The 23,550-nt window shown below is 43.6% G+C and carries 22 protein-coding genes; 5 read left to right on the top strand and 17 right to left on the bottom strand.

Annotated elements, in window-relative coordinates:
• Positions 1-35: 35 nt before the first annotated feature.
• Complete coding sequence (locus NH462_RS22935) at positions 36-158, bottom strand: hypothetical protein (RefSeq protein WP_017216907.1); 123 nt, start codon at positions 156-158, stop codon at positions 36-38.
• Between the two features lie 11 nt (positions 159-169).
• The gene (locus tag NH462_RS18245; RefSeq protein WP_010376143.1) at positions 170-730 is read right to left on the bottom strand and encodes a hypothetical protein; all 561 of its coding nucleotides are present in this window, start codon (positions 728-730) and stop codon (positions 170-172) included.
• Between the two features lie 293 nt (positions 731-1,023).
• Here NH462_RS18245 and NH462_RS18240 point away from each other — a divergent pair, with 293 nt between their 5' ends.
• Positions 1,024-2,856 (top strand): peptidase S41, encoded by a 1,833-nt coding sequence (locus NH462_RS18240; RefSeq protein WP_010376145.1) that lies wholly within the window; start codon positions 1,024-1,026, stop codon positions 2,854-2,856.
• A gap of 117 nt (positions 2,857-2,973) precedes the next feature.
• Here NH462_RS18240 and NH462_RS18235 read toward each other — a convergent pair whose 3' ends face one another.
• Positions 2,974-3,201 carry a hypothetical protein gene (locus tag NH462_RS18235; protein WP_010376146.1) on the bottom strand — a complete coding sequence of 76 codons (228 nt, stop codon included), beginning with the start codon at positions 3,199-3,201 and terminating at the stop codon, positions 2,974-2,976.
• Between the two features lie 15 nt (positions 3,202-3,216).
• Entirely contained in the window at positions 3,217-5,349 is a 2,133-nt protein-coding gene (locus tag NH462_RS18230) for a winged helix-turn-helix domain-containing protein (protein WP_253107048.1), read from the bottom strand.
• Positions 5,350-5,664: 315 nt separating this feature from the next.
• On the opposite strand from NH462_RS18230, the gene NH462_RS18225 reads away from it, so the two are divergent.
• The 3 genes from NH462_RS18225 (at position 5,665) to NH462_RS18215 (ending at position 9,213) form a co-directional block, all read left to right on the top strand.
• The gene (locus NH462_RS18225) at positions 5,665-6,273 is read left to right on the top strand and encodes a hypothetical protein (RefSeq protein WP_017216902.1); all 609 of its coding nucleotides are present in this window, start codon (positions 5,665-5,667) and stop codon (positions 6,271-6,273) included.
• Positions 6,274-6,311: 38 nt separating this feature from the next.
• A complete protein-coding gene (locus NH462_RS18220; protein ID WP_253107047.1) occupies positions 6,312-7,067 on the top strand; it encodes a DUF3307 domain-containing protein in 756 nt (251 codons plus the stop codon).
• Positions 7,068-7,683: 616 nt separating this feature from the next.
• Positions 7,684-9,213 (top strand): ATP-binding cassette domain-containing protein, encoded by a 1,530-nt coding sequence (locus NH462_RS18215; RefSeq protein ID WP_253107046.1) that lies wholly within the window; start codon positions 7,684-7,686, stop codon positions 9,211-9,213.
• A 132-nt stretch (positions 9,214-9,345) separates the two neighbouring features.
• Here the strand turns inward: NH462_RS18215 and NH462_RS18210 are convergent, their stop codons facing one another.
• From NH462_RS18210 to NH462_RS18200, 3 genes are read right to left on the bottom strand one after another with little or no spacing between them, the layout of a single operon-like run.
• A complete protein-coding gene (locus NH462_RS18210) occupies positions 9,346-10,173 on the bottom strand; it encodes a DUF4198 domain-containing protein (RefSeq protein ID WP_010605557.1) in 828 nt (275 codons plus the stop codon).
• A 2-nt stretch (positions 10,174-10,175) separates the two neighbouring features.
• Entirely contained in the window at positions 10,176-11,267 is a 1,092-nt protein-coding gene (locus NH462_RS18205; protein WP_010605556.1) for a PepSY-associated TM helix domain-containing protein, read from the bottom strand.
• Positions 11,267-13,261: a ligand-gated channel protein gene (locus NH462_RS18200; protein ID WP_253107045.1), complete on the bottom strand. Its 1,995-nt coding sequence runs from the start codon at positions 13,259-13,261 to the stop codon at positions 11,267-11,269. The genes NH462_RS18205 and NH462_RS18200 overlap by 1 nt, the downstream gene beginning before the upstream one ends.
• A gap of 122 nt (positions 13,262-13,383) precedes the next feature.
• On the opposite strand from NH462_RS18200, the gene NH462_RS18195 reads away from it, so the two are divergent.
• Entirely contained in the window at positions 13,384-14,319 is a 936-nt protein-coding gene (locus NH462_RS18195) for a LysR family transcriptional regulator (protein WP_253107043.1), read from the top strand.
• Between the two features lie 25 nt (positions 14,320-14,344).
• Here NH462_RS18195 and NH462_RS18190 read toward each other — a convergent pair whose 3' ends face one another.
• The 10 genes from NH462_RS18190 to NH462_RS18145 all read right to left on the bottom strand — a co-directional run bounded on the left by NH462_RS18190 (position 14,345) and on the right by NH462_RS18145 (position 23,324).
• Positions 14,345-14,653 (bottom strand): cupin domain-containing protein, encoded by a 309-nt coding sequence (locus NH462_RS18190; protein ID WP_010376168.1) that lies wholly within the window; start codon positions 14,651-14,653, stop codon positions 14,345-14,347.
• A 297-nt stretch (positions 14,654-14,950) separates the two neighbouring features.
• Positions 14,951-15,334 carry a VOC family protein gene (locus tag NH462_RS18185; protein WP_010376170.1) on the bottom strand — a complete coding sequence of 128 codons (384 nt, stop codon included), beginning with the start codon at positions 15,332-15,334 and terminating at the stop codon, positions 14,951-14,953.
• Positions 15,335-15,434: 100 nt separating this feature from the next.
• Complete coding sequence (locus NH462_RS18180; RefSeq protein ID WP_253107041.1) at positions 15,435-16,136, bottom strand: TorF family putative porin; 702 nt, start codon at positions 16,134-16,136, stop codon at positions 15,435-15,437.
• A gap of 12 nt (positions 16,137-16,148) precedes the next feature.
• Positions 16,149-17,366, bottom strand: coding sequence for a BCCT family transporter (locus tag NH462_RS18175; RefSeq protein WP_253107039.1), 1,218 nt, complete (start codon positions 17,364-17,366; stop codon positions 16,149-16,151).
• 151 nt (positions 17,367-17,517) lie between these two features.
• Complete coding sequence (betA, locus tag NH462_RS18170) at positions 17,518-19,185, bottom strand: choline dehydrogenase (protein WP_253107036.1); 1,668 nt, start codon at positions 19,183-19,185, stop codon at positions 17,518-17,520.
• 9 nt (positions 19,186-19,194) lie between these two features.
• Positions 19,195-20,658 (bottom strand): betaine-aldehyde dehydrogenase, encoded by a 1,464-nt coding sequence (betB, locus tag NH462_RS18165; protein ID WP_253107034.1) that lies wholly within the window; start codon positions 20,656-20,658, stop codon positions 19,195-19,197.
• A 1-nt stretch (position 20,659) separates the two neighbouring features.
• Complete coding sequence (betI, locus tag NH462_RS18160) at positions 20,660-21,250, bottom strand: transcriptional regulator BetI (RefSeq protein ID WP_017216888.1); 591 nt, start codon at positions 21,248-21,250, stop codon at positions 20,660-20,662.
• A gap of 301 nt (positions 21,251-21,551) precedes the next feature.
• A complete protein-coding gene (locus tag NH462_RS18155) occupies positions 21,552-22,403 on the bottom strand; it encodes a transporter substrate-binding domain-containing protein (RefSeq protein ID WP_253107032.1) in 852 nt (283 codons plus the stop codon).
• A gap of 215 nt (positions 22,404-22,618) precedes the next feature.
• The gene (locus tag NH462_RS18150) at positions 22,619-22,831 is read right to left on the bottom strand and encodes a helix-turn-helix transcriptional regulator (protein WP_010376185.1); all 213 of its coding nucleotides are present in this window, start codon (positions 22,829-22,831) and stop codon (positions 22,619-22,621) included.
• The gene (locus tag NH462_RS18145; RefSeq protein ID WP_010376186.1) at positions 22,824-23,324 is read right to left on the bottom strand and encodes a hypothetical protein; all 501 of its coding nucleotides are present in this window, start codon (positions 23,322-23,324) and stop codon (positions 22,824-22,826) included. The genes NH462_RS18150 and NH462_RS18145 overlap by 8 nt, the downstream gene beginning before the upstream one ends.
• Positions 23,325-23,550 lie beyond the last annotated feature (226 nt).

Genomic DNA, 23,550 nt, shown 5'->3' with positions numbered 1-23,550 from the left:
AAAGCCAGCATAAACCGGCTTTGCTTCTGGGCTACTTATTTTCGAGGCCAAACACCTGCTAGGCATACATCTACAAACTTTTTAGGTTTCGTCAGCTCAATCTCAACTTGTGAATGGGCAGCTTCATTACGCTTAGCACGATTTTTTAAATATGACATGACTATCTCCTTTACTCTTGAATTATAAAGTTATGTACACCTAACTTAGGTAATACAGATTGAAAAAACTTGATGTCGAATAAGACGGCGTGTTTTTCAGGCAATATTGAATCGACTTTAAATAGGTAGGGAACTTGATTCGTGGTTAGCGGATCGAGATCTGATGTCTGACAAGCTAGACAGTATGTTCTTATTATGGATTGGTAATGATCATTATATTCAATCTTTTCTAGTGGAGTTTCATTCCCGAGAACCACTTTTTTTCTAATTGGATAATGATGTATAAACTGCCCAACACCTTTGCAAAATACTTGGTATAGTTCTGTATGCAAAATAAATGCATGGAATAACTCATCAACTAATTTGCTTGCTGCAGCAACTGCTTTTGGTGAAATAACCACAAATATTAGATAGTCTTTTAGACCCTCAACGACCACCTGGATCTCATCATCAGATAATTTATATTCAAAGTGCGTTTCTATATACCAGTCAAACCACTCCAGCACAGCTTCGTCAAACTTATAGTTTTCAATGAAATCGACCGCATTTTCCTTACCCTCAATTGCTTTCATTAAATCCCGTCTCCATCTCAGCAACAGCCTTAAGGTATACGTCTCACTTTAATTAGTCAAAGTGATTCTGCCCCTAATTGATTACTCGCATGAAACAATAAACATGCTCCTGCTACCAAATTTCAACTGGCTTTAATGAATTTAAACACTGAAAATGAATTGTATTAATAAAAGTAAAATAGGCAATGTAGTTACACGTTTGCCAATTCAAACTTACCCATTTGCTCCTTAAAAGTTTACAGCTGCTCAAATAACAGCTAACTTGTACCTAAAAAATTCATAAGGATATAAAAATGATAAAGCAACTTACTAGCATAATTTTATGTTTTGTACTGACGGCATGTGGCAGTGACACAAATAATACAACTCCAACAGATGTGACCTCTAACAAGCCTCCAACAAATACGCCTTTACCATCATCACCTAAACCCCTTCCTGATGTGAGCTTCGACCAAAGCTTTATCGATGATGTCTCTGAGTTTGTTAAATTAGCGCATGCTGTTCAGTATTTTTATCCATCGGCCGAGGTAAGAGGCTCGGATTGGTCACTTTTCATTGCGGAAAGCATTGTCGAATTAAACCAAACACCAAGTAAAGAGCGTAAAGAAAAGGGGATTGAACTCATAAGGCAAATTGCACCTTACTTGGTTACACAACAAAACCATATCCCAAAATTGCTCCCTGATACGCAAACATATACTTGGATACAAAATGCGTCTGCGCATTTCAGCGTCTATACACGGTTGCTAGTATCAGCTACGTTAGCTGAAATTCAAGAGGAGAAATACGCCCCCAGCAAGCAATTTGTAACTCTTAACTTTTATCAAAGTCCCCTCTACTTACCACTCTACCTGCCCGTTAAAACTGAACTCTCTGGTGGTACATTCACTCAATTAGGCCGTTGGCAGGTTGAGTCTAACTTCGCGCGTACCGAAGCTTGTATGGCTACCGTGTCGGGAATGTGGGCCAATATTCAACATTTCTGGCCTTACTTTGAGCAGATTGATATTGACTGGTCAGCAAGTCTTATCCCGTTACTAACCGCTTGCAAAACTGAAGAGCCAGAGCGAAGGTTACAGCTAATTAAAACCGAGCTCACTAAATTGAATGACAACCACATTATAGTTAAGACTCCTGATATGTTTACGGTTAGCGACGCGTACTATGGTACTTTTTTTTACGAGATCGTAGAGGGAAAAGCCATTGTAACGAGAGTTCAACAAGATGAGCAAACTGGTATCGAAATTGGAGATGAAGTACTTACTATTAATGGTGAAGATATAATAGAACACCTATCAAAGAAAGCGCTTTACTCGCTTAAAAATACACTACATAGGTTGAGCCACACTGCAAGACAAGGAGTTTATTTTAAAGATAAGACCCCTGTTAACTTTACCGTTAAAAAACCGGCGGGGGAGATTTTTCAGGTAAATATAACACCGCTAGAGCAGAGTGAAGTAAAACCTTTGATCGGATTACCTTACACCCCCCATTCAACGTCAAAAATTGAAGATTTAGGCGACAATATATATAAAATCAATATTTATAACGTTATACCAGATGACTTGAATGCGATAAAAGAAGCGTTAAAAAATGCTCATGGCGTTGTAATCGACTTTCGCCATTACCCACAAAGCTGGGACGGATGGCGAAGCGTATTAAGCTGGTTTATCAAACAAGATGCGACCAATGATACTTTGGCACTATTATGGCAAGGAGCACCAAATCAAACAGATAAAAAGCTCTACCCCGTTCAGCAAATAATTCATCGAGATGCCAACCCACTTTCAATTCCATCCATAGTACTTTCTTCTAGAAGAAGTATCAGTCAGAATGAACATGCTTTGGTATTTGCACGTAGTGGTGGCCTAGCAATCTTAGGAGAGCACACTTCAGGGATTAATGGTAACGTTTTTTGGGTTCCGTTTTTTGGCGGTTTAAAAGAGGGCAATCTAGGTGCTGAGTTCCAATACACAGGTATGCTCGCGAACCGACATAATGGTGACCCTTTGATAAACGCAGGTATTGCGCCAGATTATTTAGTGCCAAGAACCAGAGAAAGCATTATCAATGGTACTGACAATCAAGTAGAGCGTGCCATTGATATTCTAAAATCAGAATTTTAGTCTTATAACAGCTCACTTAATTGAATGGTCCGCTTAAAAGCTATGACAACAGGTAATTAGCTTTTAAGTGGACCCAAACTTTATGAACTAACTTCAGGACGAGGAGTTAGCGCCACATCAACTTACCGTACGCTCTGAGCGCAGATAAAAAACCGCAGAAAAGAGCAAGGAAACAAACACTTGATTCCAAAAGTTAGAGACAAAGGGATCAGCAACAAACTGAGATGCAATATGCCAAATACTCAGATTTAGCAAAAAACCGAGTACAAACCCATAGCCTTTGTATTGTGCGAGCAATTGCCCCAGTTCTTGCCTAAAACGCTGATATTGAGCTAATTGGCTCATTTTATACTCCAGTTATTAATTCGCAACCGTAAGCTCTACCACTTCTTTCTTGGCCGATATTCGATTTATCAATAATACATCGTTATCGTTAATGTCGGTGAGATAGTCAACACTGGTAGGCACTTCGCCGAGTATAGTAAACGACGTTTTGTCTAAATCATAGGACCAAAGTTGATTGTCTTCATTGACGCCATATATCCCATTGCCGCGCATTACAAAAGATTTTCCTCTGCCGCCTTGATTGTTTAGTGCACTGAGCCGCTGAGGTTCAACAGCGCCGATTTGCCAAAACTGATCAAATCTATCCTTATACACGATTTTACCGTGTTCACTTTCAAGTGCCCAAAGCACAGGTCGCTGCGTCAGTATTTCAAACGATTGTTGAGCAAAATCATAAGCAGCTAACTTCATTTCTCCCTTTACCCTAATCTGTGTTAGTGCACGTTGTGTTGCACTTTTCCATTGATATAAGCGTAAAACAGGGTAGGCGTGCGGGTAAGGTGTCAAGCTACCATCTAAAGCAATTTGTGTCAGTACACCACTGGCACTGACCAATATGCTTTGACCATCCTCGGCCCAGTGGATCCCGCGAATAAAAGTATCTAACGGGAAATTAGTCAGTTGTCGCGTGTTATTGCCATCGCTTAGCCACACCTGTTCAGTACCAGAGCGCTCCGACCAAAATGCCACTAAGTCTCCATCTGGCTGAAAAACAGCCTGATCTTCACCAAGGTTGGTTCGTGCAAAGCTGGTATATGTTTGAGCGCCTTGTGCTAGCTGTGTCAGTGGTAATTTGACGATATCACCGTCGTAAGGCCCTTTGATCATCAGTACACTTTTGCCATCAGGACGAAATTCGGGCTGCCTCATTCGATCTGAAAACGGCAATTGAATTTTACTCACAAGTCCTTCATAAGTCAGGCTAAATAGCTGACGTCCGGTACTGAAAATCAATTGTTGGTTGAGTGGGTCAAAACTTGGGTAGATATCGTGAAATTTAGTAATTTCCGGCGGCCGCTGGATCTGATGGCTAGAGATCAACTCACCGTCGGGTTTTAGCATATCGATATAATGTAGGCCATCAGCATGAATACTACTGACCGCGATTAAATCATCTTGAGGTGAATAGGCGTAATCAATCAACGTCCCGTCTTCTACGGTATAAAGGTCGACACCACTGTCGTCATCTATGGAATAATTGATCAGCTTCCAGCGCTCGCCTTGTTTTTGCTTCAATACCACATTGCCATCGTTCAGCCAGATAGGCTTATCAACCACTGAGTTTTTACACTGGAGAATAACTTTTGGCTGCTGAGGGCTTTTCAATGCTTTAGTAAAATCGAGTGTTACAAGGTCGTAGCAGCGCTTTTGTGTAACGGGCTCGCTACAAGCGTCGGTGGCCAAAAACAGTAACTGCTCACCATCTTTTGAGAAACTATGCCTGCCATATGCTCCAAAGCGCTCTGTGAGTAGGATCTCTTGCTGGGTATCCGCTTTTTTTGCCCATATCTTATTATCGCAAAACTTATCTAAATAGCGGTGAAAAACAATGTACTGACCATCAGGGGAATAGCTTGCATCAAATTCTTTATCGTCAGTTGCGGTCAATGAGCGCAAAGTATCAAAGATCAGTGGTGAAGGTTTTTTGATGGAAAAATATTGATAACCGATAGCCCCGAGCAAAATAGTGAAGGCAAGTAAAACAAACACATAAAGACTGAGTTTATGTTTATTCTGACTTTGATTGAGGTGATTATCTTGTTGCATTTCAGGTTCAGGGACTGGCATCACCTCAAGTTGCGGCTCGGCATTCGTCAGCTCGCTCGTTTGCTCCCCCCAACGTACTTCACACTCTAAGCTATATCCTTTTTTAGCATGCGTTTGGATGTAACCTTGCACCTTACCATCATCCCCAAGCGCCTTTCTCAATTGCGCAATACTACGCTGCAAAGTATTAGGAGAGACTACCGTATCTGGCCATACTGTATCGAGCAAGGTATCAAGGCTCATCACTTTGCCTTGATTCTGAGCCAAGCAAGTGAGTACCGCCAGAGCCTTTGGTGCCAGTGTTTGACATTCACCTTGGTGTGAAATCTGGTTACGTGATAAATCTACAAAAAAGTCACCAACCCAATATTGTTCTACCATAAATCCCCAGAGTACCTATCGCACGCGCTAACAACGCCAATTATTATAATTATCAGTATAAGGATAAGCAGGGTAAAAATAAACAAAATCAAAAACTTAAACTTTATCAACCTGTAAGCTTAAGGACTGTTGATAAACGTCTATTTCTCACATCTATGGAAGCTTTATCTGCCTCCATACCTACGTTCGCTTTGGTAAAATACTACTAAAGTGAACAAAACTTACCGGCTGCTTGCTTTTTATCCAACTTCAGACCAAAATAAATGTAACCAATATTAGTTACATACTTAAATGTAACCAAATTAAGTTACTTTTATGACGTCAATACCTCAAGGTGCGGTGATCACAGCAGACATTGTCGGCTCCCAATCACTGTCACAATTACAACTTACAAGGCTGCAAAGTGAGTTAAAGAACTACTTAGCTGAAATAGCGACTGCGGAGCAGGGCTATTATAGTTTTTACCGCGGCGACGGTTTTCAGCTTGTGTTGCCAGATGCTACGAAACTGTTCAATGTGGCATTACAGCTACGGTTGTTTTTAATTAGCCGACATAGCGATGCCAGACTCAGCCTCGCGGTCGGTGAAGTTAATATCACAGCAGCAGATTTATCAACCGCAACAGGTGCTGCACTGGTGCTTGCGGGCCGAGGGTTGGACGCAATTGGACAAGCAAGACTCAGGTATAACAATGACAGCAATGCCCACTTTGCACTAAATCTGGCATTCGTGGATTTATTACTTTCGAACTTAACCCAAAAACAAGCAGAGGCCGCTTTTATTCATATTTCACACCCTAAGTTGAGCCATGCCGATATTGCAAAACAACTCAACACCAGTCGGGTGAACGTGACTAAATTACTCAATAGCGCACACTATGCTTTATTAGGTCAATTTTTAGCAATTGCACGCTCGCACCAATAGTCGAATGCTCAACACTTACATATCACGAGGTGGACTTAATGAACGAATGGCAAGTATTGTTATTGTGGTTAGTAATAGGCCACACAATCACTGACTTTTACCTCCAACCTATGAGCTGGGTGCATGACAGAAATACCCGCCACTATAAGTCCATCAAATTGTTGTGGCATAGTGTGGCGCATGGCGGGGCTGCACTTGCAATCATCCTACTTTGGCAGTCGACTTTGTTTTGGGGAGTACAGTGGAATGCGCTGCTCTTTGCGCTAGCGGTAGGTATTAGCCACTATTGTATCGACTTAGCTAAATCCTATTCTAGCAAAGGCGTTATTCCTTTTGTGCTAGACCAATGTGCACATATCACTATATTAGTGGCCGTCACTTGGCAAATTGCAGAGTCTGAGATTGCCCTCAGTGCCTTTACCAAGCCTTTTGCCAATGTCCAGCTGCTAATATTGGTTGTGGGCTATTTAATGGTATTGCATCCTGCATCGATATTCACCAGCATGCTGCTTGAGCGTTGGCAACTCAATAATTCAGCTCTTGATAGCCTGCCGCAAGCAGGAAGTTTAATTGGTCAACTTGAACGTGTATTACTACTGAGCTGCGTGTTACTGGATAGCTGGGCTGCTATCGGCTTTATTCTCGCCGCTAAACCGGTGTTTCGCTTTGGCGATCTAACCCAAAGCCAAGACAGAAAGCTCACCGAATACGTGATGTTGGGCACGCTTGTCAGTGTGTTGCTAGCCCTTGTGGTAGGCGTCTTAATCAAACCATTTATGCCCATTCAATTGTAATTTAATCAATTCCACGCCTTGACATTTAACCTAGGGCCTGTTTATCCTTCAAGTTTGTTTTTGCCGCAGTTTGATTGGTATTTATACAAGGCAGAGCCTGCGTAGCATAGTTGTTCTATGTGAGTCTGGCGATAAAGACTTTGTGCTCCTGCAAAGTCACCTTACCCCACATCCTTGTGGGGCAACACAGAAGAAATGCCAATCAAGCGCTGCCCTTTGGGTTCACCTGAGTGCGCTTTGTTCATTGTTGCTCAACTTTTGCCTAGATTACTAAGCGGCAAATCGAGCGTCGCGACCAAAACACACTCAGGAGAACAAAAGTCAAACAGCAAAGATCAACAGGCCCTTGTGCCTGCAAAATAAACGTAGGCACGATTTACCGCTAATTATTTGCCTCTATTCGTTTTATTTCCTCATTAGGAGTTGCCATCACAATGAATAACTAAGCCCTTTGTAACTGACGAACTTATTATTAATTTCCAGTGCAAGGCTTATGGTTATCGTTGAGGCTTCTCAGACTAATCTATAGACTCTCATTTTCTATTTTACTGTTTATGGCTTTTACGAGTCTTTGTGCCTTTAGCCTTTTGCACTGCTGCAACTAGGAGCAGTAATTATGCCTTGGATACAGGTAAAACAAGCAAGCTTGACACTTGCAAATGGTCAGTGTTTATTTTGCAATGTCGACTTAACAATAGAGCGACAATTTATTGCGATAACGGGCCCTAATGGAGCGGGCAAATCACACTTACTCAAAGCCTTATCCGGTGAACAGCCTCTAACCTCGGGCGAGCGACAAAGCCATGGGAAATGCTTTTATCTCCCACAAGATGCGACTAACCGCTTTACCACCGTTTCTGAACTACTCGGGCTTAAAGAGAAGCTAGTAGCACTGCATCGAGCCCATCAGGGGTTAGCCTCTGAGCACGATTTTGACTTAATCTCAGATGATTGGCAGTTAGAATCAAGTTGGCAAGCAACACTTGCACCGCTAGAACTCACTTTGGAAACCCCCTTTACAAGGCTTAGTCCAGGAGAGCGAATGCGTGTTTATATTGAGATACTACAATCTCAACCTGCAATCCTATTACTGGATGAGCCGAGTAACCACATGGACAGCGTCAATAAGCACTGGCTAGCTGAGCAGCTAAAGCACCACAAGCATGGTGTGGTTGCCGTCACACACGATCCTATTTTATTGGACGCAGCCGACCATATACTGCACATAAAACAGGGGGAGCTAACTCATCACTCGCTTGGATTTGACGCCTTTAGAGAGACACTACTTCAAACTCAAGCTCGACAAAAACAACAACATTTGGCAAATCGCGCAGCACAAAAAGCACTGAAACAAGCCATGATTGCAGCGGATCTGCAACATCAACGGCAAGCCAATAAAGGAAAAGCACAAGTGCGTGCTGGTAGCCAAAGTAAACTAGTTACTGACTTTAAGTCAGACAGAGGGAGTAAGCGTCATGCCGGACAAACCCATAAAATTCAGCAAGCTCAAGATAGGGTTAAGAAAAATGCGGTTTACTATCGAGAAGACAAACAGCAGTTTCATTTTAATTCAGCTCTGCGAGCGAAAGAAAAGATCCGCTTATGTGAAGCCGAACTGTGCTTTGGACCGGAAAAGACACTGAACCTTTTTGCGGATACAACACAAAAGCTCAGGGTAATTGGAGATAATGGCATCGGAAAATCGACCTTGCTTAAAACCCTTGCAGGTAAGCTAGAGTTAAAGCGTGGAGAAATCCAGCGCCCAACGACATGTGTTTACTTAGATCAGCATTGCGCTTGGCTTGAGCAGGGCCCTTACGTTTTAGATATTGCCGAGCGCTCACTTGACACGCCACATCATAATATAAGCACCAGCTTTGCAAGCGTTGGTCTGGGTCTAGATAAGATTTCAGGACCTATCACGAGTCTCAGTGGTGGCGAGAGAATGAAAGCGGCCATCGTGCTGGCGGTGCAAATGCAAAGCTTTTTACTGCTTGACGAGCCGGATAATCACCTCGACCTTGAAGCACAAGAAGAGCTTGCTGCCATGCTTAATCAGCTTCCTTGTGGGTTTATACTGGTCTCTCACAATGAGTATTTTTGCACTCAACTTACCAACATAAAAGTTCTACCGCTGCGTGATTAATAGTCATAGAAGGAAGAAAAGGGGGAGGAAGGAACGCCTCCCCCTTTGGGCACTTAGTGGCGTCTCTGTTATGACCACTAAATTAAATGGGCAGAGACGACTGCACGTCTCAAACCACATGGGGACGATGGGTTAAAGCGGTAATACCTCAAGGGTAGTGACATAGCTGCCGGCACGCTTTGTGGCGGGTGCTTGTGCTTTGTCGTCTTCATATTCCACTTCAAACCAATACATGCCTGGCTCAGATAGTGTTAGCGTCACTTCACCTTTGGCATTCGTTGTATATTTGCTTGGTTGACTGTTATCACGGTACTTTTCATCCTGACGTACCACTATCACTTCTGCACCCTTTGCAGGTTCACCATCCATCGTATACTGCAAGGTAATTGGTTCACCGGTGTACAAATCATTAGGGTGAGTAACCGGGTTTAGTTCTAGCCCTTTGCCGGTTGGCTTAAGCGCGGTATTATTTGGTGCGCCCAAAGTTACAAATACTTCTAATCGTCTTGCAACGTCGGTCACACTTAAATCTTTTGCCGTTTTTGGTACTTCTTTGTTAAAGGCTTCTACTGAACCAACTTTGCCGCGTCCTGGCCAGTAATGCTTTTCACCGTTTTCATCAGTCCAGCGCGCCACCAGCGAGCGACTTTGATTAAACACTTTGTAAGTGCCTTGCTGATTGAGCTCAATGTCAAACACACTGCGATACTTAAGTTTTGCGGCGTTCTTAAGCTCAACCTTGCTACCAGAAGGAGACAGTGCAGATAGACGCTCTAGTGGATAAGCATAATGATCTGGGTTAAAGATCCCGTTGGCAATGGCAGCATCAAACGTGATCCATTCGCTGTCACCAGATACCACGGTGGTACTTGGCTTTATCCATACTCGGTGTGCTTCACTTAACGGGCTATATGCGGCTAAGGCAACTAAGACACCAGAAACTAACGTTGAAATTTTCACGATTAAGGCTCCATTGTTAAAATTGTTGTAGCGAGTTCAGATTTACCTTCTGCAATCACAGTGACAGGCGCAGTGATAGGTAAGGTCACTGGCAGTTTCAATACTTCACGACCTCCAAGCTCACGAGCAGCCTCTACAAACAGCGTGTACTCACCCGCAGGTAAGGCTTTAAACTCATCGCGCCAAGGGGTTAAATCAATCTTTGCCGTACCAGGACGCCTTGTAGCACCAGTCACGCCATCTACAGGCATGGATAGGCTACGACCGCTTCTACGCCACCAAAGGCGTAAGTCTTTTAACCACTTTTCACCCTCTTTATCGGCCATGTTAACGTCATACCAAACGGCAATATCGGCAACTCGCTGTTGTTTGCTGTCTGCCAGCCATACTGCTACATAAGGTGGGTGATATTCCGCAACGTTTAAGCGCGGGATAGTGATTTCAACTTCATCAGCTTTAGCGTGCGCGGGTACCATCAGCACTAAAACAGGTAATACAAAGCCTGCTGCTACGAGCGGCCAAGTCGACTTTCTTCCTCGAGAATGCTTGTATAAAAGCCATAACCCTGTGAGTGAAAACACTACACAAGCTACTGAAAACACATCAATAAACATACGCCATGCAAATCCTGTATTACGTCCTTTGTGAAGATCGTTAAGGTATGATACCCAACCACGATCCGTGATCTCTTGATAAAACTCACCGCTATCAAGGGCGATGCTAAACCAGCCATCGCCACCAGCTCTTGGCAGCGCAACATACAATTCGTACTCACTCCACTGCACTTGCTGTAGTGCAGGTAACGCCGAGCCTGTGTGTGACTGATACCAAGATTGAAAGCTGTGTGGCAGCGCTGTTTGCTCTGCCGCCGCGTTAAGCTGGGTCAACAGAGCGCTTGGCAGCACCGCTTCTTTAGCATATGTAGTAGGTGCAGCTTCTATCTGGCTTGCGTGATTTAAGGTGATCCCAGTCACGGCAAACAGCAGCATTCCCACCAAACACACGGCAGAGCTCATCCAATGCCAAGTGCGCCAATCAAACAGCTTTTTAAGTCGCCGATTCGACGACTTAGCCGCTGAGCGAGCTCGTGTCATTAAAAGCTCCACGCCAATGAAGCCCAATAGCGACGACCATCTTCAAAGTAGCCGTATTCTGCTTCAGTAATTTCTTCATCGAAGAGGTTGTAAATTCCGAATCCAAGCTTAATTGCTTCGTTCAGTTGATAATTTGCACCTAAATCAGTTAGGTTATACGAAGGTGCGACTAAGCTACTTTGCGAAGGCCCCGTTACAGGCTGGCTTTCTTCACCACGATAATGGAAGCGTAACCACGTGCTCAGCTCATCAGAATACTGATAATTAAGCGAAGTTTGGAACAAATGTTTAGGTAACTGGTTTAATGGGCTACCAGTATACACTCCGGTTTTTTGCTCCGAATCTGTGTAGGTATAGTTTGCGCTAAGCTTTAGTTTTTCCGTCAATTGACCCGAGAAGCTAATTTCACCACCTTGGGTTACGGCTTCATCAACGTTGACATAGGTTGTCGGTAACGAGCCAAACTCGTTAGGGCCGTCCGTGCATTGAGTTAGTGGGCACGAAACCCGTGAAATTTTATCGTCAAACTCGTTATAGAATACCGTTGCAGAGGTACTGATCCCTTTAGCCAGTTCAACGTAAACGCCTACCTCGTAATTAATTGAGGTTTCAGGGCTTAAATCTGGATTACCATAAATATTGCCACCACGACTCACTTGGCCCCACGCCGCAGTACTTTGACGTAAGTTCGGCGCTCTAAAGCCGGTTGAGATCCCACCTTTAACCGTCACGGCGTCTGATGCAGTATAAACACCGTATAAACGCGGGCTAACGTGGCCGCCAAAGTTACCGTCTTTGTCGTAGCGTAGGCCCATAGTTAGGGCAAATGGCTCAACGACGCGCCACTCATCCTCAGCAAATACCGACCACTGATCGTTGTCGACTTGCTGCAAATCACTAATGCGGTTACTGGTTTTGTCGGTCAAATCTTCATTGAGATAAGCGACACCGATTGAGCTAGTATGAAACTCGCCAAGCGGTAACGTCCAAAGAGACTGGAAGTCTACGTTTTTGACCGTCATCTCACGGGATTTATTATCAAACTCTTCATGTTTTAAGTAACTACGAGAGCTACCAAATGACCAGTAACCGTTATGCGTCAAAGAGATTGACTCGCTATCGTATTCGGTTGTAGTGGACTCAGGACAACCACGGCGGCCACACGGCTCACCTGGCGCAAGCGGTGCTACCGTTTTACCGAGCGTTGCATCAAGCGTCTGTGAAGCAATACCATAATCCAATAACCATTCGTGTTCATCTGATGGTGTATAGGCCAGTTTTACCTTCAGCGTATCTGCATCGCGACCTCTAAAGCCAGACACGATTTCGTCTTCATCTCTGTGCGTAGTTTGGCCGTAAATTTGTACCCCTAAGGTATCTTTGATTAGCGAGCCTGCAGCAAAGAAATTAGCCTGATAAATATCACCTGAGCGACTGTTTTCTTGGCTGGTTGCGTCAACTCTGACTTCTCCATGCCACTCGTCAGGCGTTTTTTTAGTGATAATGTTAATTACACCACCAATTGCATCAGAGCCATACAGCGAAGACATAGGTCCGCGCACAACTTCGATACGTTCGATGGCAGCAACAGGAGGCGTCCATGCACCTTCAACACCAGGACCGTCACTATTTGGCCGAGTCTCACGCGAACTTTGTCTTTGCCCGTCGACTAAGATAAGCGTGTACTGACTGCCCATGCCGCGAAGGCTAATATCTTCCCTGTCTCCGCCTCCAGTTACTACAACTCCGGGAACATCTGTCATGGCATCGGTAAGATCTCGATAAAAGCGCTGCTGTAGCTCTTCTTGATTGATAACGCTAACAGACGCCGGGGCATTTTTTAGCAGTTGCTCAAATCCAGAAGCGGATACGACGATCACTTCCACCTCTTCTTTTATTTCTGATTTTGCATCACTTTGCGCAAGTGAGGAAAAAGGCAGGGCAGCTGCAACAGCTAAAGAGAGTGGCGCCAAACTACGACAGGCCATCAACATCGAGAAACCTCCATGATAGAATACAAGATAAATAACAATTATTTTCATTTGTAATGGTATGATGATTGCGTATTTTGGAGCAATGCGGTTTTTCTTAAAGGTATTTTAAGCAGGTCTTAACAATGAATCAGAAATTGACTCGCGGACTTAAAGTGTTCGCAAAAACAGTAGAAGCTGGCAGTATGAGTAAAGCCGCTGACTTATTGCATATGACCACCTCGGCCGTCAGCCAGCAGATCAGCAAATTAGAGCAAGACATAGGCCTAAGTTTATTTAATCGAAATACTCGTAACCTCACGCTCACCGAAGCGGGCTCTATCTATTACAAATCCGCGATACAAATACTGCAAACCGCAGAGCAAGCGGAGCATGAACTTGAGTTATTACAACATACGCCTTCTGGCATATTGAAGATCTCTGCCCCCATCGGGTTTGGAGGCGGGCTACTCAGCAAGCCTCTGCGCTACTTGAGTGAGCAGTTTCCACAAATAAAAGTCGATTTAATCCTAACCGATGAGCCCATTGACATCATTACTGAAGGTGTCGACTTGGCTATCTGTATAGGCCCTTTACAGGACTCAAACCTTATTGCCCGTCACCTTGCTGACTGGCAACTGATCCCCTGTGTCAGTTGCCATCATCCACTAGCACAACTCAATTTATCGCATCCTGACAGCTTAGCGCCTCACGCCTTGATTGGTCATTCGAGTAGTAAACAAAACCCTTACCATTTGAGCCACCAACAAACTCATCAACAAGTGGCGCTGCCAACAGCGCGTTTTATGGTGAATAATATGCAGGCTTGCATTCAGCTCACTCTAGATGGCATTGGCTATGGGGTATTACCTGAACCCGAAATTAGACATCACCTTTCATCGGGGAGGCTAAAACAGCTATGTTCAGAGTGGTCATTACAAAAATATAGCGTTTACGCCGTGACGCCGCATCGCGATACCGTTGCGGCAAAAACAACCGCTGCAATTGAAAGCCTAAAAGAGTGGTTTACCCAAGTTTCCAACGACAACCAAGTGTTTGTTGGCGACTTTAGTTTTATCTAAGCTTCGCTCAGTTGAACTTTGGTAGTTAATAAAAGATGGCGAGCCATATAGTTGGCTCAGAAGTGTCTGTATAACTTACTTTATGCTTTTGATGTGCGGGAATATTAAGACTATCGCCCGCCTTTAAGGTTACTATTTTACCGTCATCAAAAGTCAACTCACCACAGCCCTTTAATACCAGCACCCATTCATTTTCATCTTGGTCGTAGTATCCAGAGCTTGGCGAGGTATGACCATTTGATACTATCCGTTCAATACGAATATTTGGATGAGACAGCACCGTTTCAGAAATTTCTTCGGTTACATCAGCTGGAATATCTTTTAGAAAGTTCATAAGCTTGAAACTAGGGCCTAGCAATTAGTCAAGGATAGAGAAATAATTTGCCGCAACAGCACATCCGTTTATCTGGTAACGGCAAATTGGGAGAATGGTACAACTTGATCTGTAGAAATGTTCAATACGTCGTTCTCAATCTTTCAAAACAATCCATCAGGCGATTGGTGAAAAATCCCCTAACTTAAGCGACTCCACTCGGACTTCTTACCCAGTTGTACAGTCACCATTAAAGTTACACAATTTAACAATGTTTGTAAAACAAAATTTAACATTAAATAAACAAGAATGAACTTACTAAAATCCTTTAAGTTCTACACGCCAAGGAGGATCCAGTCGATTCTCACCAGCCCAGTATAATTTGATCTTGTTCCCTGCAGGGTCAAACAGTATGGCTTCTCGCCACAGATAGCGCTGCTCTGTCGGCAGTTGCTCAAATACGATACCCCGGGCCTCAAGCTCAGTGACCCACTCATCTAACTGTTCATGTTCAAAGTAAATAACTGCACCATTATTGATGGGAGGCATTTCTAACGATAACGAGAAGGTTGCATTACCTTCAGGGCATTCAAATCGAGCATAGTGAGGTGTATCAACAATTTGAGTGAAACCTAGCGTTCGATAGAATTGACAAGCTGCATCCATATCATCAACGGGCAGGGTAACTTGGTTAAGATCCATAATCATCATCCTTATAACAATACTGAATCATTGTGCCTTGTAGGCAAAAAAATACCAGCCTAGGTTAGGCTGGTATTACAGTCATCACATCTAATGTGAGTTACAAATCAAATGTTCTCGACACAGAAAGTACGATACGTTCATCAGCCGTATCCCAATCTAAGCTCGTATTTTCAGCCGCCACTTCAATATCAAAGCCTTTAAATGTCGTTTGATAAGCAAGACGATAGTGATTGTAAGATTTATCGTTACCATCCCATGTATATTTATCGCCATCCAATGAATTGGAGATATCAAAGCTTGCTCGTAATGCATGACCTTCTGCAATTTCAAAAGTATGCGCTAACATCGCAATAGTGTGACCCGCTTCGGTTCCGAAATAATCCCAGCTGTACCAAAAATTAAACTCAGTTTGGCCAAACTCACTCGCGTAACCAAACTTAGTATATATCTCTGGATAGTTACCATCGCTTGAGTTGTCACCACCATGATAAGAATAGTAAGCAATACCATAGTCAAGGCTCCAGCTTTGGTTCAGCTCGATAAAGCGACCAACGTAAAAGTCCCACTCTAGGTCAGTGTCACCACCAAAGTCGACGTTAGACGCCCAGCTTCCAGCATACACGCCATTAGCAAAGGCTTTATCGATGCTGCCTTGTAGGGCTGGGTCATTTTGCGTTTGACTCACACCGTTAAAGGTATAGTCAGATGCACCTGTAAGCGTTGCAGACCAGTCTGCCGCCGCATAGTTAGAGGCGAGTATAAGTGGGAGTGCACAAAGTGTTTTCTTTAAAGTTGTCATGTAGTTGTATCCCTAGTTTACTGATTCAATTTTTCTAAAGTCGATAAGGTTGTCTTTTGGCGAGCTATCAATCTTGCTCACTGTTTTGTATTTGCTATAAGCAATGTAACCAAAACATGAGAAGAACAAGCCTATGACTAACGCACCAACCCATTGGATCTGTAAAAAGTTGAGTTTAAATAACAGCGTAAGCAGTGATAACGCCACGATATTAAATAAAATATAGTTTCTTTTTCCTAAACGGCTAACCGTGAGGTTAAGGTTGTCTGTATATAGGCGGATCAAAGAGTCGAGTGAGTTAATTACAAACACCACGCCAACAAAGACCATTGCAAAGTTTTTAATACCCGCAGTTGGGATCCCAGCCTCATGGTAGTGATAAAGCACACTAAACCACGCTGCGATTGGAATAGATGGGAAAATCAACATCGCCGCTAGCACTTGATAGGTTTTCAAACCACCGACAAAACGCGATGTGAATTGCCCAATCATGATACTCCACGCAAACCACCAAAACAGATAAAACTCGTGATAGTCATTCAGTGGCAACACAAACTGATCTAAATTGGCAAAATACCCACCGAGCAACGCCAAGTTATTGGTATAACTCGACATCGCACTGTCACCAAAGACAAACGCTGACGCCCACATAAAGGCGATTAAACCGATAAAGACCCATGTTGTCGTGATACTTAAAAAACGCACGTACTTAAGGCTGGTGCTTGAATAAACCGCAAAAGCAATCGCCGCAAACACTATCAAATAGAAACTAGGAATAATCGACTCACCATCGCCTAAGCTTGGTAAATACCAAGGTAGATTAGACAACAATAAGAATGCGGTAAACGCACAAGTACCGATAATAACTAGGTTATTAATGAATTTAACCCAAGGAATTTCAAAGAATTTCACTTTGGGCTCTATTACGCAGAAATAAAAGCACGTAAGAAAGTAGAACCCCCAGATTAAAAATCCCCAAAAGCCAAACTCTATGGCCAGCGGATTAGTAAATGCATACTCTGGGCTTGCTTTTATGTCTGCGTAACCCGCAAACTCCGTAAGCGGAAACATGATCAGGCCAACATCTAGGCCAGAAGTAAATAAGATTGCAATAAAAGTGAACGTTTTAACCGGTGTAACACCAACGCACTGTAAATTCCCCCACTTCAATAAAATAAAGGCAATTGCCAATAGGGTGAAAATGATGCCTGCACTAAGCCATACTGTCATTGTCACCCTCCCAAAATTGATAGAAGTAACTCATTTTTTCTCCGTTGTTTTTATTTACATTATTCCCGCATTAATGCAGTGCAAACGATTTGCACTGCATGCCACTGCAGGTCTCATATGGGGCACGAACTTTCCCATACGAGTGGCGAAACTAGATCTCCGAACTACGTTGAACCTGTTGCCAGTTTTGTGTCATAGCAACGTTTGCTCCCTCAGCGGCAAGTGGCGAATTGCCTAAAATCATATCCGCTGCTTTTTCCGCGACCATAATAGTCGGCGCATTGAGGTTACCGTTTGGAATGGTCGGGAAAATAGATGAATCCACAACGCGTAGCCTCTTTACACCGTGCACACGGGTTTGCGAGTCTACAACCGCCATTTCATCCTCACCCATTTTGCATGAACAAGAAGGGTGATAAGCACTTTCTACCGCTTGACGCACGAAAGCATCAATTTCTTCATCGGTTTGGATATGCTCACCTGGTTGGATCTCGCTCTGTCTAAAGTCATCAAACGCACTTTGCTCAATGATTTCACGAGTCAACCTGACACAAGCCCTAAAGCCTTCAATGTCTTCTTGTTCTGCCAGATAATTAAACTGTATTTTAGGCGCAACCGTTGGATCTGCTGATTTAATCGTTACTTCACCACGGCTCTTTGGTTTATTGTGGCCGACATGAACTTGGAACCCATGACCATCAAAGGCACTTTTACCATCGTAGCGAATGGCCGCAGGTAAAAAGTGGTACTGAAGATCTGGCCACTCAACGCCCGCTTTCGAACGAATAAAGGCACAAGATTCAAAGTGATTGGTCGCGCCAAGACCTGACTTATCAAGCAACCATCTTGCACCGATCAAACCTTTAGAAATTAACCCCAACTTGCCATTCAAGGTGATGGGCTGCTTACACTTGTATTGGAAATAAAACTCCAAGTGATCTTGAAGGTTTTTGCCAACCCCAGGTAAATGGTGTTTTACTTCAACGCCTGCGGCAGTCAACGCTTCTTTATCGCCAATGCCAGATAATTGTAATAAGTGCGGTGAACCGATTGAACCCGCACTCAAAATGACTTCTTTTGCAGCATTCGCTGCTTTCAGGTTACCTTTAGCGCTGTACTCAACACCGGTTGCGACTTTGTCTTCTAGCAACACTTTTTGTACCAGTGCTCCCGTTACAACTGTCAGGTTGCTACGATGTTTAATTGGGTCTAAATAGGCGCGACTTGATGAACAACGCTTACCACCTTTTACGGTCATATGCATTGGCCCAAAGCCTTCTTGCTGCTCACCGTTATAGTCTTTGGTAAACGCATAACCCGCTTGCTCACCAGCGCTAATAAACGCACGATAGAGCGGGTTTGCCATTTCATTACCATTATTGGTGCCAAGCGGACCTTGCTCACCACGGTACTCGTCGCCACCTAAATACCAAGATTCAGCGCGCTTGAAGTAAGGTAAACAAGACTGATAATCCCAACCTTGTGCACCACTGTCTTGCCACTCGTCAAAATCTTTAGCATGACCTCGAACGTACACCATGCCATTGATTGACGATGAACCACCAAGTACCTTGCCGCGAGGACAATGCATAACGCGATTGTCTAAGTGCGGCTCGGGCTCAGTGTGGAACTGCCAAGCATATTTATCGGTATTCATTGGAATAGATAGCGCGGTTGGCATCTGAATAAAAATACTCTTATCACTACCGCCAGTTTCGAGTAGTAGCACTTTGTGCGCTGGATTTTCCGATAGGCGGTTTGCAAGCACACAGCCTGCTGAACCTGCACCTACAATAATATAATCAAAATCAGTCATCATACTCCTCGATTAAAATGGACTTTCAATATCGCTCATACCAACATACACGGACTTAGTCTGGGTATATTGATCTAGCGTCTCGATGCCATTTTCGCGGCCAATGCCCGACTGCTTATAGCCTCCAACGGGCATTTCAGCGGGTGAGTTGCCATAACTATTGATCCAACAAATACCAGCTTCTAGCTGGTGGATAACACGATGTGCACGTTGAATATCCTTACTAAACACACCCGCAGCCAAACCTAAGTGGGTGTTGTTTGCACGCTGAATGACTTCTTCCTCGTCATCGAATACCAATACCGACATCACTGGACCAAAGATCTCTTCTTTGACTATGGTCATATCATCATGACAGTCGATAAATACGGTCGGTGCGACAAAGTAGCCGTTTGGCGCCGTTTCAGGACTAAGTGCCTCACCACCGGTCAGTACGGTTGCGCCTTCAGCTTTGCCTTTTGCAATGTAATCCATCACCAGTGTGTGATGCTGCTTTGAGATTAGAGCGCCAAGATTTACGTTTGGATCGAGCGGATCGCCCGCGATGATATTTTGTTCGGTACGCTGCTTTAACTCAGCTAAAAAGGCGTCGTAAACCTTACGCTGAACAAATACGCGTGTGCAGTTGGTACACACTTCACCTTGGGTGTAGAAGTTGCCCAACATCGCGGCACTTATCGCTTGAGAGATATCAGCATCTTCAAAAACGATAAGCGGTGATTTGCCGCCTAGCTCCATCGTCACTTCTTTTAAATTGCTTGCCGCACTTTGCATTACTTTTTTGCCAGTACCCACTTCACCGGTGAACGATACTTTTTCAATATCAGGGCTGGTAGTAAGCCATTGGCCCACCTCAGCGGCACCTTGTACCACATTGAATACGCCCGCAGGGACACCGGCTTCAATAAAGATTTCGGCCAGCTTAATCGCGCCTAGTGGTGTTTCTTCCGATGGCTTGAAAATGAGGGCGTTACCAGCGGCAAGTGCAGGGCCTGATTTCCAACACGCAATTTGCAGTGGATAATTCCACGCGCCAATGCCTGCACAAATCCCCAAGGGCTCTTTACGAGTATAGAAAAAGTCCCCTCCCACTGGCTGCTGAGAGCCAACTTGAGCGGGAGCCAACCCTGCAAAATATTCAATCACATCAGCGCCAGTTTGAATGTCTACACATTCAGCCTCTTGCCAAGGTTTACCTGTATCTAACACTTCAATCTTAGCAAGCTCATCATTGCGCTCGCGCAACAGAGATACCGCTTTATGTAAAACACGACTACGCTCAATTGGCGCCATCGCTGACCATAATGCAAAGCCCGCTTTAGCACTTTCAATCGCAGCTTGCTGAACATGACTGTCAGCAACCTCTACCTCATAGATCACTTCATCCGTTGCTGGATTTTTTACTGCAAACTTTTCGCCTGAGTGGTTTGCCAAGAACTGGCCATGAATAAAATTTTGATATACAGGGACTGTCACATTATCCTCCAAACTGCTTAATAAGTGATTGAATGTAGCGTTTTGCGAGCGTTTCACTGTGATGAAACGCATGATGGTCAGCTTTGCTTAGCACAGCTCTTAACCAGAGTCCGTCAATCATACCGGCGGCAAGCTCAGCCGCTTCTTTTGCTTGTGCTCGCGACATAAAAGCAGCAAACGAAGTCGCTAAGTTACTCTGCAGACGGCGACTGTTAACACGCTGTAGTCGGTGAAGCTCGTCATCGTGCATAGACTGCGCCCAGAAACTCAACCAGGTGCGCGTCGTATTTGACTGCTGCTGCACCATGGCAAAGTTAGCTTCTACGATATACATGAGCCGCTGCTCGGCACTACAACCACCAAAGGTTTTGTCCAACAAACTGTATTTCAAGTTGTTTAATAGATAGCGCACGGTTGCTTCAATCAAGCCTTGTTTACCACCAAAATAGTGACTGATGATCCCCGATGAGAGACCTGCTCTTTTACTGATACTATTAATAGTGGTTGCTTGTAATCCTAACTCGGCAACTGACTCTAAAGTGGCGTCAATTAGCTGCTGACGACGAACAGGTTCCATTCCGACTTTTGGCATAGCTTTTTATTAATTGACCGTTCAATTAAAATAAATCTTAGGGTGATAAAGATGAGACTTCAAGGTTGACTTTTTGTAAAAAGCCAAATTTTTGACGTTCGTACCTAGGTTAATCCCATGATAGCTAAGGGGTTTTAAAGGATTACAAAAAATCTTAAAAAATTTTAAAAAATCTGAGATTTTGCAGGTATTTGCGATAATTTACCGTTTTGATGTGACAATTTGATTAAGTTTGGTTTGGCTAGAAAACAATCATAATTTAAGCAAATGAGGGGGCTTAAGTTAGCACAAAACATCCTTGCTAGTTAGGATTTGAAAGCGGTAACGGTTGGTAACTAGGAAATCTATTTGAGACAGTTGAAATCCCAAAAGAAGCGTTTGACTGATAACTCGCTACTAACAACTCAATCTTAGGTTTAAGCGCTATGATCGCTTCATCAATTTTACCTTTCAGCCTCGTACTAAAAACATTTTTACGCAGCAAAAAATGTACTTGGTTATCATGTACCACATAAGGCCAAGCCTGTGCAGCGTCAAGTCCTCGCTCTTTGATAAAATAGTTCCCCGTGATCATATCATCCACAATAAAATCAACGCGCGCTTTCATTAACATTTCAACCCGCCGCTGCGCACTGGCAATACTCACAAACTGATCTTTATAGCGGGGATCTTGTTTAAGCTTACCAAGCTCCTCTCCATAGTAAGATCCGATGCTTAATCCTATGGTTTTCGATTGCTTTAGTAATGAAGCGAGATCGGCAAGCGCTGTGGGAGGTGATAACGAGAATAATCGCATACGTTCAAAACGGTAGGGCAGAGAGAAATCTCCGTGTGCTTCTCTATCTTTAGTGTAGCTAACCATTACTGCGACATCTATCACTCCTTTTGACATTTCTTCAAAAGTGCGAGCGCTGGAAGGGAGGCGAATATAGGTGGTACACACGGCAACATGCTGGAACACCATCTCAGCAATGTCTACGTCTAGGCCCCAAGGTCCAAGCTCATCAAATACAGTTAATGGCGGCCAATCGGCAACAACGCCGATATTCACCGTTTTACTGCATTCGCTTGCACTGGCAGGAGAAAATACCAAACCCCACACCAATATAGCCATGCCAATCAAGTTATTCACTGATATGTACTGCTTAACCATGACACCTCGTGAGCAAGTCTATGACAATCGGCCTTATAATATGACGACTCAGTTCATCGTATAGGCACTATCTTTAGTAGTAACAATATATTTACCTAAAGCCTAGATCACAATGCCTAATTATTAAACTATTTAAATCAAAAAGCGCATCTGTGCTCACAGGAACAAAAGAGCGTGACGTAAAGCCCCTTTACATCACGCTTGTTTTGGGCACTTTATGGCTGATATTCGAATACCTCTTCAATAGAGACATTAAATACATGCGCTATTTTAAAGGCGACTTCGAGCGAAGGTGAGTATTTTGCAGCCTCGATCGCCATAATCGTTTGCCTCGTGACACCCACTCGCTCTGCAAGCTCTTTTTGTGTCATTTCACTGCTCATAAAACGTAGCATTCTGATTTTGTTTTTTATTGGTAAATCAGCCATACACAGCTCCCAAACGAGCTTTGACGAGCTGGGTTCCATAACCGACCAATTCAGCCAGCAAAAATGCAATCACCAAAATATGAAGTGGTGCAAATGGTAGTTCAAAAGGAAGCGCTTGCGACCAATTTTGCGCTTCGGCAGAATACTGGAAAATAGAGATACATACACCAACCTGAAGCACCCAATAGGCAGGTTTACACCCAGATAGCGCAATCAACTTTTCACGCTCATCTAACGGCTTATCCATATCTTTATCGCTAACAAAGCTTAGTAGCAGCTGACCTGCAATAGATGTCACGATAGAAATAACAATCACCTTGAACAACAGTCCTGATACCCAACTCGGATCTTGACGTAACTGCTCTGTAGCCGCTGTTATTTCGCCTAAATAAAAAAACAAGATATAACCTGTTACCAAAAACTCTATCGCAATCGTTAAGTCACGGAAACTCAACGAGTCTAAAAACGCTTTAATCTTATTGTTGCTTTCCATGTTACCCTCACTTTACTCAAGGTTAAATATTCTTTACATTGAAAGCGTAAACTTTGACCAACTTCAAGTCAAATATTTTTTACTTTAAGTCAAGTTTTAATAACTAACCTGATGTAATGGTCTCCTCCCACACTCGGCATCGGTGTGCCATGATTGAATTGCAAACAATCAAAATGGGAGAAGACCAAATGCAGATTACAACAATCAGTATCGACATCGCAAAAAA

The organism is Pseudoalteromonas sp. OANN1, assembly GCF_024124685.1.
GTDB lineage: Bacteria > Pseudomonadota > Gammaproteobacteria > Enterobacterales > Alteromonadaceae > Pseudoalteromonas > Pseudoalteromonas piscicida.
This window is presented reverse-complemented; position numbering and strand designations above follow the sequence as displayed.